We start from the raw sequence: 15351 nt of genomic DNA, 5'->3' as shown, positions 1-15351 counted from the left end.
GGAGAGCGTCGCCCTGACCCTAAAAGTGAAGAGGTGCGAAGATGAACATTAGTCGGTTTTCGGTTTGGACGTTGGCCACAGTGCGGTGAAGGCGGCCTCTGTGTAGCCGCCGCCAAGCGGCTACGGCAACGGGCTGATCGCGATCAGTGATGACGTAGAGACACGCCGCGCCGAAACTGAGATGGTTAAAGTGCATGGGCGCAAGTTTTTCGTAGGTGAAACCGCGCTTATTCAGGGCTGCGCTCAAGTTTAGCGTGGCCTGTTTGAAGACTGGATCGCCCCCCCCCCCGAACACTCTGCGCTGATCCTTGGTACTATCAAAAAAACGCGAGCCATGGGCTACGGTGACCGAGGTGCGCGACAAACCTCGATGTTCAGCCCAATGTCAAGAGTGCGGGCGACGCGGGCGTCCTTTGATTAAGAAGCACCCTTGCGTCGTCTTCCGGCAAGTCGGTATTGTGGTCATTGTATTGTCGGTATTGGCCTGGAGATCGCCCGCTTCGCCACCTTGAGCAATGGCGGCTTTATCGCCCCGGCTAACAGCTTCAAACGGCATCAGGCCATGCGACGCAAGGCGCAGCAGGCGTTGAGTCGGAAAACTAAATTCTCGAACAACTGGAAGAAGGCGAAAGCCCGCGTCCAGTTGCATCATGCCCACATCGGCAACGTCCGCAAAGACTTCCTGCTCCAGGCCACGACCACAATCAACCAAAACCGCGTGATTGTCTGTATCAAAGACCTGAAGCTGTGGGCTATGTCGAAGTCTGTGGCGGGCGATGCCGAACAACTGGGTAGGCACGAGCGGGCAAAATCCGGCCTGAACAAGGTGATCCTCGATCAGGGCTGGTTCGAGTTCAGGCGCCAGTTGGACTACAAGCTGGCTTGGCGCGGAGGGCACCTGATCACGGTGCCGCCGCACCACATCAGTCAGACTTGCCCGGCCTGCGGCCATGTCTCGAAACTGAATCGTCAGATGCAAGCGCGGTTTTGCTGTGTTGAATGCAGCTTCGAGGAAAATGCTGATCTGGTGGGGGCGATGAATGTGCTTCACCATGGCGAGGCCGTGTTGGAGCAAGGGCAGGACATTGCCAGCTAGCCTGCGAAGTGAGGGGTATGTTCATGCTTTAGGCATGATTGACCCGTCGAGGCGATCTGGCTGCCTAGCGGCCAGACGCGTTGGGAATCCCCGCCACGGTTTCAAGGCCGGCTCGCGAAGCGAGGTGGTGGGGAGGATGTCAAAAATTTCCTTATCGACTGAGGGGTGTATGGGGAAAAATCATAAAATCGATGCCAGCATAGTTGGCAAACCGGTTCAGCTTGATATGAGCCATGTCGCCACACTGGCGCGTACAGCCGAGTATCTACGTCGAAATCGCAGCGAGATCGAAGCGTGGTGGTCGATTAGCGTCGAGGATGATCCTGTGGCTCAGGCCGCGCTTGAGAAAGGTGGTGTGATGGTTGGGCCCAAAGCCCCGAGGAGAAGGCGGGTGAGCAATGGGTCAGCAGATGAGCCTTGATCGAGAACCGTGCTTCCTGCTGAGGAGTCCCGCCTAGGTCAACGTGACTACCCGAAAACGCAACTTAAAGATTTTCTCCTGACGGGGCTTCACGCTAAGACATGTCGCCGGATCTCTCCACCGGTAATTGCAGTTCAAGTGCCTGAACCCGCGCAGCCAGCACCTCCATGCCTTGCTCGGCCTTGGCCAGTTGCCCGGCGCGCTCCTCCAGCCGGCCGCGCTCGACGGCGAGATCCGTGCGGTACTGGGCGGCCAGCGTGCGGGCCGCGTCTGCGTCCTTGCGTGCTTCGACGAGCGCCTTTTCCAGTGTTTCCTTCTCGCGGGTGAGGGCCTGACGCAGTTCGTGGGTCTGCTCCATCAGGTAGGCGCGCTCGCCCTGGGCGATCTCGCGCTCGCGCGAGAGTTCGGCGGCGTGCGCAGCGCCGGCGGCGTGCAGTTCGCCGGTCAACTGGCTGCGCAGTTGCTCAACTTCCACCTCGCGGCGCGCGTTCAGCTCGCGCTCCAGCGTGGCCATCGCGTCCTTCTGGCTGACCAGTTCGCCCATCGCGTGCTCGAGGCGGGTCTGGCAACCGGCCAACTCGGCACGAGTGTTCTCCAGTTCGTCCTGCAGGCCGATGTACGCGTCGCGCAGCGTGGCCAGCTGCTCGGTCTGCTGCTGGATGACCGCCTCCAGCTTCTCCTTGTTCTCGACCAGCTCCGCCGCGGCGTCCTCGGCCGCCTGCACGCGTTCAAGCATGTCCTCGTGTTGCTCGCGCAGTGCCAGCCGCTCGCCGTCAAAGGCGGCGCGCGCGTGGGTAAACGCCAGGTCACGCAACTGGTTGAGGAAGAGGTCGGCTTGCAGGTTCTCGGCGTCACTCCACCTCGGGCGGGTATTTCGCTCGATCTGCAGGGCGCTGCCGCTCTCCTCGAAGTAGCGGGTCAGGTAGCTGGAGATCACGCGGGTCGAGCCCTTGTTGCCCAGCGCTACCGCGACGCGGGCGATGGTCGGGCGCTGGCCGCCGGCGGCGATCTGCGCGCAGATGGCGGCGACTTGTTCGTAGGCGAGGGAAGAGGTTCTGGCCATTAGAAGTCCTTGCTGTGTTCGGTCTTGCTGGTCGAGCGCCAGCGGCGGGCGTGGTGTTTGCTGAACAGCGTGACCGCCTGCTCGGTGAAGGCCTCGGCGATGCCTTTCTCCAGCAGGTAGCTCGAGAGCGCGGTTTCATACGCCGCGCGCGAGTCGCAGTCCTCGGGACGGGGGAAGTCTGCAGGCGGCGTGGCGGCCGGCGTGGTCGTCCCTTGAGCCGCGGCGTGCAGGCTCTCGTACACGAAGCGGCTGGCGGTCATCTCCTTAGGGTCAGGCAGGTTGCGCCGCTGGCAGCGCTGCACCTCTTCCAGCGTTTTGTCGATGGGGAGCACCAGCGACAGGCGCGCTCGGGCGCGGGTGATCGCCACGTAGTAGAGCCGCCGTTCGCCTTCGAGGTCGTCGCTTTGCTCGCCGGGGAAGCTGCCTTCCTCCAGTTCGCTGACGATGACGTGCGGCCACTCGAGGCCTTTGGCGCGGTGGGCCGAGGTGATCAGCACGCGGTCGCCGCCGTCGTGCGGCTGCGACTGGATGGCGTCCAGCGCGTCGAGCAGGCCGGCGCAGGAGAGCTTGTCCTGCTCGGCGAACGCCTCCACGTACTTGACCATCGCCCACTTGGCCAGCGCGCGCGGCTTGCTGCCGGCCGAATTGAGGAAGAAGCGCAGCAACGCCATGTCGTCGATCAGCCAGTCGAGCACGTCGGCGGCGGTAGTGCCGGGTTTAGTCTTGGCCATCCGTTCGAGGCGCTTGACCATCTCGGGCAGCGCCTTGCCGCGCGAGTCCGCCGCGAGGCGGCCCAGCGTGTTCAGCAACAAGGGGGCAGGGTGGGCGCCCTCGGCGGTGACGGCCTGGGCGATCTGGCGCGCGGTGGACTCCACTACTTCGCGGCGCAGGTACAGCGTCGGCACGGTCAGCAGGGCTTCGAGCAGCGCGGTGCATCGCGTTTCGCCCATGGCTGGCCAGCGTTCCGGCTGGCACAGGGCGAGGTGGGCGTACAGCGACAGCACCTCTTTGCGGTCACAAAACGGATCCACGCCGGCGAGCCGGTACGGGATGCCTTCCTTGGACAGGGCGATCTCGACCGGGATGGAGTGGGCGAACTCGCGGACCAGGATCACGCTGTCGGCGCGCCGGCCGTCCCAGTGGTCCAGTGCACGCAGCACCGCGTTGCCGGAGCCGCCGCCGTAGCTGTAGAGGCGCACGTCGGTGTCGAGACCGGCGGCGCTGTGCGAGGCCTTGTCGATGCGCGCCTGGTTGTGGCGGATCGCGCCGTTGGCCAGCGTCGCCACCTGTGGCCCGTAGCGGAAGGTGGTGGTCATCGCGTAGCGCACCGTGTCCGGGAACAGCTCGCCAAAGCGGTGCACGATGTACTCGGGCTTGGCGCCGCGCCAGGCGTAGATGCACTGGTCGCCGTCGCCGACCACCATCATCTGTGCGCGGTCGCCGGCGACGATGCGGACCAGTTGCATCTGCAGCTCGTCGATGTCCTGGAACTCGTCGATCAGGCAGTGCGCGTAGCGGTTGCGCACCAGCTCGACGGCGGCCGGCTCGTGCTGCAACACGGTGTACGGGTCGTGCAGCATGTCGATGTAGTCCATCAGGCCGCGGCGTACCCGCAGCGACTCGTACTCGATGGCAGCACGCACCAGCGGTGGCACGACTTGCAGGCGTTTGGCCTTCTCCTTCAAGTTGGCTTCGGTGAAGGCCGGGTCGTGGTAGAGCAATTCGGCCTTGAGGTAGGCGTCCAGATCCGCTACCGCCAGCACGGCCTCCTGATCGCTCTCCAGTTGCTCCTCGGCCTTGAGGCGGCCGTTGATCGACTTGATCGCCTCGCGCACCAGCGCGTCGCGCTGACCTTCCTTCATCAGCGCCCGGTGCGGCAACCAGCCGTGTTTGGCGAAGGCCTTGCACAGCCGTAGCCCGAAGGCGTGGAAGGTCGCCACGTCGGGGGTGTGCAGCACCCGTTGCGCGTCGGCGGTCTTCTGCAAGCGGTGGCCGAATTCCTCGCGCGCCTGAGCATTGAACATCAGCACCAGGATGTGCTTGTACGACACGCCGCGCTCGAGCAGGGTGAAGATGCGGGCGATCAGCGTGTGTGACTTGCCGCTGCCGGCCACGGCATCGACGATCGCGTGGCCATCGCCATGCAGGGCAACGCGCTGTTGCTCGGGGGTGAGGGTGTCGATCAAAGAGAATCCTGGTTCTGAAGGGTGGCGCATTATTACAAGCATAATAGCGCAATTTCATTGCGCTATAAGCGCTGTTCGCAATGCAATTCGAGTGTGTAGACCCTGGTCGCGTACGCAACGCTTGGATCAGTTGTGCCGGGCGGTCAGTCTGTCGCGCTGGCGCCGTATACCGTCAAAAATGGCCTGCGCTACGTCGGTCGGAAAATCGGGCGGCAGATTACGCTCAACCGCCTGTAAAACCTCGCTTGTGCTATCGGCCAACTCGCTCAGCAGGTCCTTGGCCCATGCTTCGGTCAGGCCACTGCTGCGCGCTTGTGCCAGCCAGTGGCGTGGCTGGATGCGATCGATCAGGTAGTGGTTGCTTTGCCCGCGTACAGCCATCGCGAGCTTAGCTTTTTGTGGTGCTATCTGGCCGGCACCATGGCCGATGACGGGATGGGCGGACAGGATGTCGTATAGCGGTGTTGCTCGATACCGGCCACCCGGCAGATGGAACAGGCTAAAGTTCTTGGCATGACCGTCAGTGGCGGCCAGCAACCAGAACACGACTTGTGTCTTGAAGAACTGGCGGCGGTCGACTTCGCTGTTCTCTGACCCGGCCAGAATGTCGAGGATGCGAGCCATCCCCGGGCCGCCATCACTCTGGTACTTGAGGTGGGGTGGGGTGCCCGTAGCCTGGCAGAGATCTTCTTGTGGCAGGCGTATTAGCCAGCTGTTGTCGGCGGATAGCCGTCGGTCAAAGCGTTCGACCACCAAAACTTTCTGCTCTTCAAAGCGGGCGATGTCGCAGCGTGCTACCGGCAGGCCGAATGCGGCAACCAGTTGCGCGCACAGCCATTCGTTTTCCACCGAACTGCGCATGTCGGCCTGCATGCCGCCCACCAGCCCCAGTGGTAGTTTCAAGATATGGGTGGTCGGTGTGCTGCCCAGCGGGCTTTGCCAGTGCCCGGCGTGGTACAGCAGTGCTGTTTTTTCTTGCGCGCCGGCAATGGATAGGCGCAAGTCGGTGTCATGAGCCATCTGGCCAGGCCAGCCGGCCTGCGTTGTTTGCCGCAGCAGGGTCGCGATGTCTGCTTCAGACAGGGGCTCCCCGGTGATGCGCTGCAGATCTTGTGGTGTTTCGTCTTCTGGCAACAGTTGCAGCGCGCCCACGCAGTCGCGCCCTAGCGCTGCCAGCAAGGTAAACGGCGCGCTGTCGCTTAACCGGTAGCGTTGTGCCAGACGGCGACGGATGGCATCGCTATCGGGTAGCAGGTTATCGAAATAGGCGTTGACCACCGCACCACGATACGCGGCATTGCCGGGCAAAAAGGGCAGTGAAAGTGATAGAGGCCGCGCTTGCGAGTGATTGAGCCAGCTGTCGTGGTAGGCGAAAGTTTCGCCGCTGCGGGTGAGGGCCCATTCGCCGACCAACAGGCCGTTCATCCACACGTTCAACTGTTGCCGGTGGCTTTTGCGGCCCATTTCACCAAGCCTCGTCGCTGGCTGCTGCCGGTTTATCTTCGCGGGTGTGAATTGCCAGCTCGGCGTCCAGCGCGTGCAGCAGCTTGTGTAGCCGCTCTACGCTGGCCGTCGCTGGGCGGGCTTCCAGTCGTGCATAGCTTTGCTGGCTGATGCCGAGCCGTTCGGCCGCCTGTGTCTGGGTCAGTCCGGCGCGCTGGCGAAGGCCACGCAACATGGCAGGCAATTGTTCCGGCGTGATGATGGGGTAGTGCATGGTGCTCGTCTCTGTACGGTATTTTACATACTATGAGTTGTAAATGCGAAAAACAACCCAAGTGATGTATTTTGATTTTACAACGCATAGCATGTTAATGCTTCGGTTGGTGTTGCATGAACCTTTCTGCCGCAACGAATGTTGAGCCGAGGAGAGGAGGTGCGTTTGGCCAACTTCGCGGGTCAGCTTTCAGTGCCAGTGGGCCGCTGTGATAGGCTGTGGCACGACGGTGGCATCGGCTGTGGCGAGGTGCTGGTCGGTACGTATGGAGGCTGCACGTGAGGGGCACCCGTTGCGCCTTGAAAGATTGCCTCCAACTTGCGCCGTCTTCCCGTGAGTCGGTAGATTGTCTGGCAGGGGATCTGCCAAGCCGAAAAGCCGATGACCATCCACTCCGAATTGGTCGCGTCGCTGATGCGACCACCGCCAGAGATTGCGCGGGCACTCGCGCACCGCCCTGAGCTATTCACGGGCGAGCGCCCCGGCAAGCGGATCGCCTACGACATGCTTTCGACCGCCAACCCCGATAACCACGGCCGCCTCGTCCTGGTGACGATCGTAGAGGGCATGACGCCCGACATGTGCGTGCGGGTGTTCCCCGATGCCGGCGTGCTGCTGCTGGAGGGCGACGCGGCCAGCTTTGCGCTGATCGGCCTTGATGCCGAAGACGCCGAGGCGATGCTGCGAGAGCCGGTCGAGGTGTGCGTCATGGATCATGGCGACGCCCTGTTTTCATTGATCGGGGCAGCCCCCTTTCAAACAAGGAAAACGACGTGATCCTGTTCCTCGACACAGAGTTCACCGACTTCCTCGACTGCGAGCTTCTGAGCCTTGGTGCCGTCAGCCAGGACGGCCGGCATAGCCTCTATCTGGAGGTGCAGGACTTCGACCGCGCCAAGTGCTCGGCTTTCGTTTGGGAGGCCGTGCTGCCGCAGCTTGGCCGCTCGCCCGAGGCGATCACTCGTAGGGATCGAGTGCGCGAGCGCCTGCTGGGCTTCTTTGCCAGCCTGCCGCGCAGCGTACAGATCGCCGCTGATTCGGTTCATGATCGTGATCTGCTCTATGACGCGCTGGACGGCCAATGGCCGGCGAATCTGGATGGCTGGATCGACCTGAACGCGATCACCGATCTGGAGCCGTTCCGGCTTGGCGTGGCGCGGTTTCGCCGCAGGACAGGCAAGGCCGAGCATCATGCGCTGTTCGACGCTGAGGCGCACCGTGCGGGGTGGCTGTCGTGGAATGACCGCAAGGCAAGGAGGGTGTGGTGAGGCTTGGGCGGAAGCGAATGCACGGGTTCGAAACGGGTGGCGCAACGCCTGATGATCCGGAAACTAGCGTCCTGTTCTTCACGGTGCTGGACGGCGAAAAACTCTACACGCCGGGGCGCTGCAAGGCTGGCGAACTGGACGGGGCAGCGGACATGCTGCGCCGTGCCGGCAAGGGCGAGCTTTCCGGCATCGTGGACAAGGACACGCTCGAAAGCCTGCTGGCCGAAATCATGGTGTTCGAGCGCGAGCGGGGCGTCGCCGACGCCCGCCCGCTGTTTGGTTGGTGGCGAGAGCTGGAAGAATCGTTTCTGGCGTTCACGCGGCTGGATGGCAAGGATTCGCACGCGCCGATTCGCTGCAAGCCGAGCCAGCTTGGCCGTCAGGTGGCCGCGTGGCAACGGGACGGCAGGGGCGAGGTGGTCAACGTGATCCGGCGCTCGATGCTGGTTGCCATGCTGGCCGAACTGATTATTTTCGAGAGGGAGCACGGAATCGATGCGAGTCCATCTTCTGTCCGACCTGCATAACGAGTTCGGCAATCCGTACCAGCCGGCGGTGACGGACGCCGATGTGACGGTGCTGGCCGGCGATATTGCCTCGAGGGGTGCGGGTGTTGCGTGGGCGCGTGATGCTTTCAGCGGGACGGTGCTCTATGTCCCCGGCAATCATGAGTTCTACAAGTCGAACATGGACGCCATGCTGGCCGACATGCGGGCAGCTGGCGACGATCGCGTGCGGGTGCTCGACCTGGACGTGATCGTGATTGGCGATGTGCGCTTCATCGCGGCGACCGGCTGGACGGACTTCGAGGTGGCCGGCGATCCCGAGGTGGCAATGGCGTTCGCCGGGCCGCGTATGAATGACTACGCCAACATTTCGCACGGCGAGGGTGGCTTTGATCTGCTGAATCCGCAGGAGGTGCGCCGTCGCGCCTTGCTGGCGCGGGCATGGCTGGCCGAGCAGATCGCGCAGCCGTTCGACGGCAAAACGGTGGTGGTGACGCACCACGCGCCATCGCCGCGATCCACGCCGCCGAAGTATCAGGGGCACGGTATCACGCCTGCCTTCTGCAACGATTGGGAGCGTCTTTTCGACGGCGTGGACTTCTGGTTCCACGGCCACACGCACCATGCGGTGAGCTACGTTGTGGGCGATACGCAGGTCATTTCGAACCCCAAGGGCTACGGGCGCGAAATGACGGGGTTCGATCCGAGACAGATCATCGAGGTTTGACGATGCGAAACAAGCGAAAACGCTATCGACTGGACGACCTGCTGGCCGAAATGCCGGAGGGCATGCCGCGTGATGAGGCATGGGAGGCAATGGGCGAGGTGGGGGCGGAGGTGCTGGATGAGGCGCCCAAGCGGATTGGAGCACTCAAAGGCAAGCTGCAAGGCCCCGGCGATTTCGATGCGCCGTCCCCGGAGGTCGAAAGCCTGTTCGGCGCGATGGCCGGCACGGTTCAGTGGGAGGGCGACATCGTTTCACCGTTGGACGATGATGCCGCGAGTGAAGTATCGAGAAAGCCTCGGTAGTTCGCTCCGTTGAACTGTGAAGGATTCCTTCGTAGATCAATTGCCGCCCTTCGGTCGCCGCATGATCGGGTCGGCCAGTACGCCACGAGCTTCCTTCGGCCCCGGTAGTGTCCGGTCGATGCTGGCCGCCAGCCCAGCACGGCAAAGTCGACATGAGACCTAGCGATTCCAGCGGGTCGTTCAGCTTGGACCGCTTGCTTTCACGTCCTTCGGTGGCGAACGGGTTCTTCATCGGCGCATTCGGTCTGAGTATGCTCAGTTCATGCCTGAACGGCAGGTTTCTGGAAGTTCCCTTGAGTGTATCTTGGCGAGTGAATCTAAGCGCAATGCGCCACAATGCGCTATATAAATGGCTTTTATGTTTGATGTTTTTACATTAGACCAATAATGTTAAGATAAAATGCAATGGTGCTAAAATACGCCCAAAATTGCTGCATGAGGTCGCTTTGCATGGGTTGTGCATTGCTGGCAAAGTACATATTAATCAAATAGATAGAGATAAAATGTTTGCGTATATGCAAACATTTATTGCGCGATATCGAAGGACGACTCCGGATGTCCGTCAAGCGGAATGACACCAACACCCCTCCAGAAACAGCAAATCAGCCATGGCAGCCACGCGCCCTGAGCAAAGCCGAGTTTCACGGTGTGCTTCGCGAAAAAGGGCTTTCCTTGTCGGATGCCGCCTTCCTGTGGGAGGTGTCGGTGGCGACCGCCAGTCGGATCGCTGCCAATCCCGATCGGCCGGCGCATTGGCTGTTCGCACTGGCCGCCTTGCCCACGCTGCGTGCCGCTGAATTGAAAGCCTTGCATGCACAGCGCAGGCGGCAAGGACGGCCCGCGCGGCCCAAGCCGGGAGAGGTCATCCAGGCGATGACCGTGTCGGCCGAACTGTATGAAAGCGTGGCGTGCCATGCGACCTGCGGCTTGGCCGAGGAGGGGGACGCAGATGGCTACATCAAGGCGGTGCGGGGTTCGGGTACAGAGACTCAGTTTTTGGTGTGTTTCCCGGCAGGGGAGGACTGGTTTGGCGCGGCGCTGTTTGACGACTATTTCTACACGACCGGGCGGATCGTGCGGCCAGAAAAGGGTGGAGCGGCTTTATGAGGGACACTGAGATTGCGCTGCTCGACGCGCAGCCGCTGCCGGCCTTGCACGGACAGCTTGCGCAGTCCGTCGGCGCCAACCGCAACCTTGATCAGAGCTGCCGCCTGCGGGCTCAGAATGACCGCGAGGCGGTGATCGCCTGGCTGGCCAATGTGGCCGAGTCCGAGCATACGCGCGAGAGCTATCTGCGCGAAGCCGATCGGCTCTACCGCTGGGCGGCCTTGCGTGGGGCAACCCTGTCCGACCTCAGGCATGAGGACTTCGTGCTGTACCGGGGGTTCCTGGCTAACCCTCAGCCCGCCGCATTCTGGGTCTCTGCGTGCCGGCATCGGCGCAGTCACCCCGATTGGCGCCCCTTCACCGGGCCGCTCAGCGAGAGCTCGATCCGCCTGTCCATGTCCGTGCTGAATGCGCTTTTCACCTGGCTGGTCGAAGCGCGCTATCTCTGCAGTAATCCGCTGACCTTGGCGCGCAAACAGCGGCAGCGCGGCGACCGGCGGATTACCCGATTGCTGAGTGAGGCACAGATCCAGACGGTGTTTGCGGTGCTGGAGATGCAGCCATGCGACACGCCCGCGGCCGCTCGGACGGTAGCACGTAACCAATGGCTGTTGACGCTGGCCCTGCTGACCGGCCTGCGCGTAAGCGAAATTGTGGAAACCCGGATGAGCCAGTTGTATGCCCTGCCCAACCGCAGTGGCAAGCTGTGCTGGTATGTAGATGTGTTGGGCAAGGGGAGCAAGCACCGGCAGGTGCCGGTCAATAGCGAACTGATGGCCGCGCTGGCCGACTATCGGCGAGGCTTGGGTTTGCCGGACACGCCTGCGGCCAATGAGCATTTGCCCTTGGTGTGCAAGGTCAAGCCACTCAAGGGTGGGGCCCTGGACACGGCGCCGATGACCCGCCAGGCCGCGCATATTATTTTGAAGCAGCTTTTCAGACAGGCAGCTGAATATCTGCGTGACCATGGCCGACCGGACGAGGCGGGCGCGCTTGAGGCCGCATCTGCGCACTGGTTGCGTCATACGGCTGCCTCATGGATGGCTAGCTCGGGCCAGTCTATCCATTCGGTGAAGGACACGCTGGGTCATGCCGATTTGAGTACGACCAGCCGGTATTTGCATACCGAGCTTGATGCGCGACATCAAGATATGGAAAAGCTGCGGATAGACCGAGGTTGAATGGATGCCGTGATGATTGAATTTATCTTTTGAAATTCAAGTCAATAGCATTGGTGTGAACGATGATGTCCAATCGGCTATCCACGGATTCATTGCAATAAAATCAACTGTGCCTTAGTATGAAAACCTGCAACGGCGTGTGTTGTGCGTTGCCTAATAAATAATCATGGGGAAAACAATGTCCGAAGTCATCATTGACACCAATACCGCATCGCTGGCCGAAATCGAAGCGGCCATCGAAAAGCTGACCGCCGCACTGGAAAGCAAGAAAGAATCTGCCAAGCGTGAAGCTGCTGAAAAGATCCTGGAAATCGCCCGCGCCGCTGGCCTGACCGTCAACGTCGAAGGCCTGAAGCAAGCCTCCAGCGGCAAGGGTTCGCGTGGTCCGGTTGCAGCCAAATACCGCGACGCCAACGGCAACGAGTGGACCGGCCGTGGCCGCAAGCCGCGCTGGGTGGAAGACTACCTAGCTGCTGGCGGTCAGCTCGAAGCAATCGAAATCAAGTAATCCGAGTAGACTCCAAAATGGCCCCAGACATGTCTGGGGCCATTTTGCTTTGTATTCACGGAGAACATCAGAGATGACAATAGCGGGAAAGAATAGCCTTAGCTGGATTGATGTCAAAACAAAGCTGGCTGATTTCGACCGTGCCGATCTGCTTGGTTTGCTCAAGGAGCTTTACTCGGCCAGCAAGGATAACCAGGCCTTCTTGAATGCCCGCTTGGGGCTGGGTGACGATCCGATCAAGCACTACAAGGCCACAATCACGCAATGGATCAACCCCGCCGATGTTCGCAAGCCAGTCTCGGTGGCCAAAGCCAAGAAAGCGATCAGCGATTACAAGAAGGCCTTGGGGCAGCCGGAAGGCTTGGCTGAGTTGGCAGTATTCTACTGTGAAGAAGCATTCAATCTTTTGACGTGGCGCGGTGTGGAAGACGAAAGCTTTTACGACGCACTGGTGCGGATGTTCGAGCAAGCTTTGAAATATGTACTTGCCCTGCCACAGGGGCAGCAGGTGGCCTTCTGGGTGCGGCTCGAGCAGGTGCGTCACCAGGGACAAAATATCGGTTGGGGCGTAGGCGAGGATTTTGATCAGCTTTGGGCGGATGCCGGCTTGGCGGCGGGCGCGTCAACGCCCCCGGGCTGAAGGCCGCGACTTGCCGCGCGCCGGGATAGTGGGAAGTGCTGGCTGGGAGCGAAAGACAGGAAATTGTCCAATCAGTTCTGGGTGTGTTGACAATAGCTATACATGCGTCTACCTTTTGTATATCTGTTGTGTATGCACAAGGAGCCTCGCCATGCGTGCTGCCGCTATAAATCTACGCGCCCTGCCGGAGCAGCGTGACCTCATTGATCACGCCGCTAACTTGTTGGGCAAGAATCGTTCGGACTTCATGCTGGAGGCCGCCTGTGAGCGCGCCCAGTCCGTAGTGCTCGATCAGGTGCACTTTACGCTGGACGCTGACAAATTCCAGCAGTTTGTTGACTTGCTCGATGCGCCTCCAACGCCCAACGCAGGGCTGGAACGCCTGTTTGCACTGAAGCCTGCATGGGACAAGGCATGAGCCTTGACCTTATCGCGCCGCAGCCACTGACATCGGATCATCACTGCACAGATTTTTCCTGTGGCGAGCCGGTGCTGGATGAGTGGCTCAAGCGTCGGGGGATGGCCAATCAGGTAAGTGGAGCCAGTCGAACTTTTGTCGTTGCTGATAAAGAACGTCGTGTTTATGGCTACTACGCAATGGCGGCTGGTGCCGTATCGCATCAACTCGCGACAGGCGGTGTGCGTAGAAACATGCCTGATCCTGTGCCCGTGATTGTCCTGGCCAGACTTGCGGTCGATCACCGTGCCCAAGGCATCAAGCTTGGTGGTTCACTGTTGCAGGATGCCGTCAACCGTACAGTGAACGTTGCGCAGAATACAGGCGTTCGTGCCTTACTCGTGCATGCCCTGCACGAGCGCGCCAAGTTGTTTTATGAGCATTACGGATTCCAAGCTTCTCCAGCAGATCCGTTGATATTGATGTTGCGCCTGAGTCATGCCAACTTGTGACACCCTCTCCACTTTCTCCCGCCCGGCAGTGCACGAGGGCGACCGCGTTAAGCTGCTGAGCTACATTTTCTGAGCTGCCTGTCCGGCAGTGAACGACTCTCGCTGCCGTCAGCGAGGCCATGCGTCTTTCTGAGCTGCCTGTCCGGCAGTGAACTCCGTAAAATCGTCATCGGCGGTTAACCGATATTTCTGAGCTGCCTGTCCGGCAGTGAACATCACCGGTTTTGCCGTGGGCGGCACCGGCGCTTTCTGAGCTGCCTGTCCGGCAGTGAACAGAGGTTGAGGACTGCAATACGGGGGCACGTTTTTCTGAGCTGCCTGTCCGGCAGTGAACTCGGCCACGGCCCCGCCCTGCTGGCTGTTGTCTTTCTGAGCTGCCTGTCCGGCAGTGAACATCCTACGTGCAAGCGGGAGTTGAAACTCTTGTTTCTGAGCTGCCTGTCCGGCAGTGAACAGTGCATTACCGGCAACCACAAGTTGCTTCATTTTCTGAGCTGCCTGTCCGGCAGTGAACGCCGTCGCTACGTTTGGTAGCGGCGCCGCGCTTTTCTGAGCTGCCTGTCCGGCAGTGAACTGGCCGGGCGGCACCACCTTCTACAAGCTGATTTTCTGAGCTGCCTGTCCGGCAGTGAACCTGGGCGCGGACGGCGGCTATCTGCTGCTCGATTTCTGAGCTGCCTGTCCGGCAGTGAACAATCCAGAAACCGTCCCCGCGTCTTTCCCTTTTTTCTGAGCTGCCTGTCCGGCAGTGAACTCTTCCAGCTCACGCTCGCCCCATTGGGTGATTTTCTGAGCTGCCTGTCCGGCAGTGAACTCAGGCGCCGAGCTGGCCGCCATACGATCAGATTTCTGAGCTGCCTGTCCGGCAGTGAACGGCAGCTGCTCAGGCGGGGGCATCAAGGTGTTTTTCTGAGCTGCCTGTCCGGCAGTGAACCTCAACCAGCCTTACACACGCAGAAGCAAACATTTCTGAGCTGCCTGTCCGGCAGTGAACCGCGCCGGTCGGGTCGATGTCCCGAATGTCAGTTTCTGAGCTGCCTGTCCGGCAGTGAACAAGAGGAAGAAGCGTTAGCTTCTTCCGATATATTTCTGAGCTGCCTGTCCGGCAGTGAACACGCAGCGTGACGCGCGTGACGGCATCACGTTTTTCTGAGCTGCCTGTCCGGCAGTGAACGCGTCGCTGGCGGAGAGCCTGGGCATTATCAATTTCTGAGCTGCCTGTCCGGCAGTGAACGCTTGTACCGGGCGTTGGCGCGAATCCGGGCATTTCTGAGCTGCCTGTCCGGCAGTGAACTGCATTATTCAATCCAAGATGGTCTTGCCCAATTTCTGAGCTGCCTGTCCGGCAGTGAACCGGGCGATCTACCCGGACATCGAATCGGCACTTTTCTGAGCTGCCTGTCCGGCAGTGAACAGCGCGTGGCCACCGCTGCCTGACGCTGTGACTTTCTGAGCTGCCTGTCCGGCAGTGAACCGAGACCATCAGCAGCCGCGCCAGCGTCAGCTTTTCTGAGCTGCCTGTCCGGCAGTGAACCAGTTGCCCCTGCTCGGCGTCCTCCAGGATGCTTTCTGAGCTGCCTGTCCGGCAGTGAACGTACCCGGCAGCGGCAGCGCCAGCCATTGGGTTTTCTGAGCTGCCTGTCCGGCAGTGAACGTCAGTGACGATGAGGTGGAGCGGGTGCTGTTTTTCTGAGCTGCCTGTCCGGCAGTGAACGGCATC

Annotated in this window: 16 protein-coding genes and 1 CRISPR repeat array (1 of these 17 running past the window's edge); of the genes, 12 read left to right on the top strand and 4 right to left on the bottom strand. The window is 60.9% G+C overall.

The features are described from left to right. Nucleotides 1–430 precede the first annotated feature (430 nt). Nucleotides 431–1096 carry an RNA-guided endonuclease InsQ/TnpB family protein gene (locus tag GZH52_RS14975; protein ID WP_203525790.1) on the top strand — a complete coding sequence of 222 codons (666 nt, stop codon included), beginning with the start codon at nt 431–433 and terminating at the stop codon, nt 1094–1096. 515 nt (nt 1097–1611) lie between these two features. Here the strand turns inward: GZH52_RS14975 and GZH52_RS14970 are convergent. The 4 genes from GZH52_RS14970 to GZH52_RS14955 all read right to left on the bottom strand — a co-directional run bounded on the left by GZH52_RS14970 (nt 1612) and on the right by GZH52_RS14955 (nt 6483). Next, the gene (locus GZH52_RS14970) at nt 1612–2580 is read right to left on the bottom strand and encodes a DNA-binding protein (protein WP_163317649.1); all 969 of its coding nucleotides are present in this window, start codon (nt 2578–2580) and stop codon (nt 1612–1614) included. After that, nucleotides 2580–4766, bottom strand: a complete 2187-nt coding sequence (locus tag GZH52_RS14965; protein ID WP_163317647.1) for an ATP-dependent helicase — start codon at nt 4764–4766, stop codon at nt 2580–2582. Before GZH52_RS14965 ends, GZH52_RS14970 begins: the two co-directional genes overlap by 1 nt. A 126-nt stretch (nt 4767–4892) precedes the next feature. Continuing rightward, complete coding sequence (locus tag GZH52_RS14960; RefSeq protein WP_163317645.1) at nt 4893–6230, bottom strand: type II toxin-antitoxin system HipA family toxin; 1338 nt, start codon at nt 6228–6230, stop codon at nt 4893–4895. Between the two features lies 1 nt (nt 6231). After that, a complete protein-coding gene (locus GZH52_RS14955; protein WP_163317643.1) occupies nt 6232–6483 on the bottom strand; it encodes a helix-turn-helix domain-containing protein in 252 nt (83 codons plus the stop codon). A gap of 381 nt (nt 6484–6864) precedes the next feature. Between GZH52_RS14955 and GZH52_RS14950 the strand changes: the two genes are divergently transcribed. The 11 genes from GZH52_RS14950 to GZH52_RS14900 all read left to right on the top strand — a co-directional run bounded on the left by GZH52_RS14950 (nt 6865) and on the right by GZH52_RS14900 (nt 13631). Next, entirely contained in the window at nt 6865–7260 is a 396-nt protein-coding gene (locus tag GZH52_RS14950) for a hypothetical protein (protein ID WP_163317641.1), read from the top strand. After that, on the top strand, nt 7257–7751 hold the full coding sequence (locus tag GZH52_RS14945; RefSeq protein WP_163317640.1) for a hypothetical protein: 495 nt from the start codon (nt 7257–7259) through the stop codon (nt 7749–7751). Before GZH52_RS14950 ends, GZH52_RS14945 begins: the two co-directional genes overlap by 4 nt. 17 nt (nt 7752–7768) lie before the next feature. Continuing rightward, nucleotides 7769–8278, top strand: a complete 510-nt coding sequence (locus GZH52_RS14940) for a hypothetical protein (RefSeq protein ID WP_163317638.1) — start codon at nt 7769–7771, stop codon at nt 8276–8278. Further along, complete coding sequence (locus GZH52_RS14935; protein ID WP_163317636.1) at nt 8247–8984, top strand: metallophosphoesterase; 738 nt, start codon at nt 8247–8249, stop codon at nt 8982–8984. Before GZH52_RS14940 ends, GZH52_RS14935 begins: the two co-directional genes overlap by 32 nt. 2 nt (nt 8985–8986) lie before the next feature. Continuing rightward, nucleotides 8987–9286 carry a hypothetical protein gene (locus GZH52_RS14930; RefSeq protein ID WP_163317634.1) on the top strand — a complete coding sequence of 100 codons (300 nt, stop codon included), beginning with the start codon at nt 8987–8989 and terminating at the stop codon, nt 9284–9286. Nucleotides 9287–9814: 528 nt separating this feature from the next. Continuing rightward, the gene (locus tag GZH52_RS14925; protein WP_163317632.1) at nt 9815–10393 is read left to right on the top strand and encodes a hypothetical protein; all 579 of its coding nucleotides are present in this window, start codon (nt 9815–9817) and stop codon (nt 10391–10393) included. Further along, on the top strand, nt 10390–11574 hold the full coding sequence (locus GZH52_RS14920) for a tyrosine-type recombinase/integrase (protein WP_163317630.1): 1185 nt from the start codon (nt 10390–10392) through the stop codon (nt 11572–11574). The genes GZH52_RS14925 and GZH52_RS14920 overlap by 4 nt, the downstream gene beginning before the upstream one ends. A gap of 178 nt (nt 11575–11752) precedes the next feature. Beyond that, entirely contained in the window at nt 11753–12082 is a 330-nt protein-coding gene (locus tag GZH52_RS14915) for an H-NS histone family protein (protein WP_163317628.1), read from the top strand. 73 nt (nt 12083–12155) lie between these two features. Beyond that, the gene (locus GZH52_RS14910; protein WP_203525789.1) at nt 12156–12722 is read left to right on the top strand and encodes a DUF6155 family protein; all 567 of its coding nucleotides are present in this window, start codon (nt 12156–12158) and stop codon (nt 12720–12722) included. 151 nt (nt 12723–12873) lie between these two features. After that, nucleotides 12874–13140 (top strand): type II toxin-antitoxin system TacA family antitoxin, encoded by a 267-nt coding sequence (locus GZH52_RS14905; RefSeq protein ID WP_163317626.1) that lies wholly within the window; start codon nt 12874–12876, stop codon nt 13138–13140. Next, nucleotides 13137–13631 carry a GNAT family N-acetyltransferase gene (locus GZH52_RS14900; RefSeq protein WP_163317624.1) on the top strand — a complete coding sequence of 165 codons (495 nt, stop codon included), beginning with the start codon at nt 13137–13139 and terminating at the stop codon, nt 13629–13631. The genes GZH52_RS14905 and GZH52_RS14900 overlap by 4 nt, the downstream gene beginning before the upstream one ends. Nucleotides 13632–13697: 66 nt before the next feature. Then, nucleotides 13698–15351: a CRISPR direct-repeat array (repeat unit 28 nt; unit sequence TTTCTGAGCTGCCTGTCCGGCAGTGAAC); it runs 4857 nt beyond the window's last position.

This window comes from Crenobacter caeni (assembly GCF_010435965.1).
In the GTDB taxonomy this organism is placed as follows: Bacteria; Pseudomonadota; Gammaproteobacteria; order Burkholderiales; family Chromobacteriaceae; genus Craterilacuibacter; species Craterilacuibacter caeni.
This window is presented reverse-complemented; position numbering and strand designations above follow the sequence as displayed.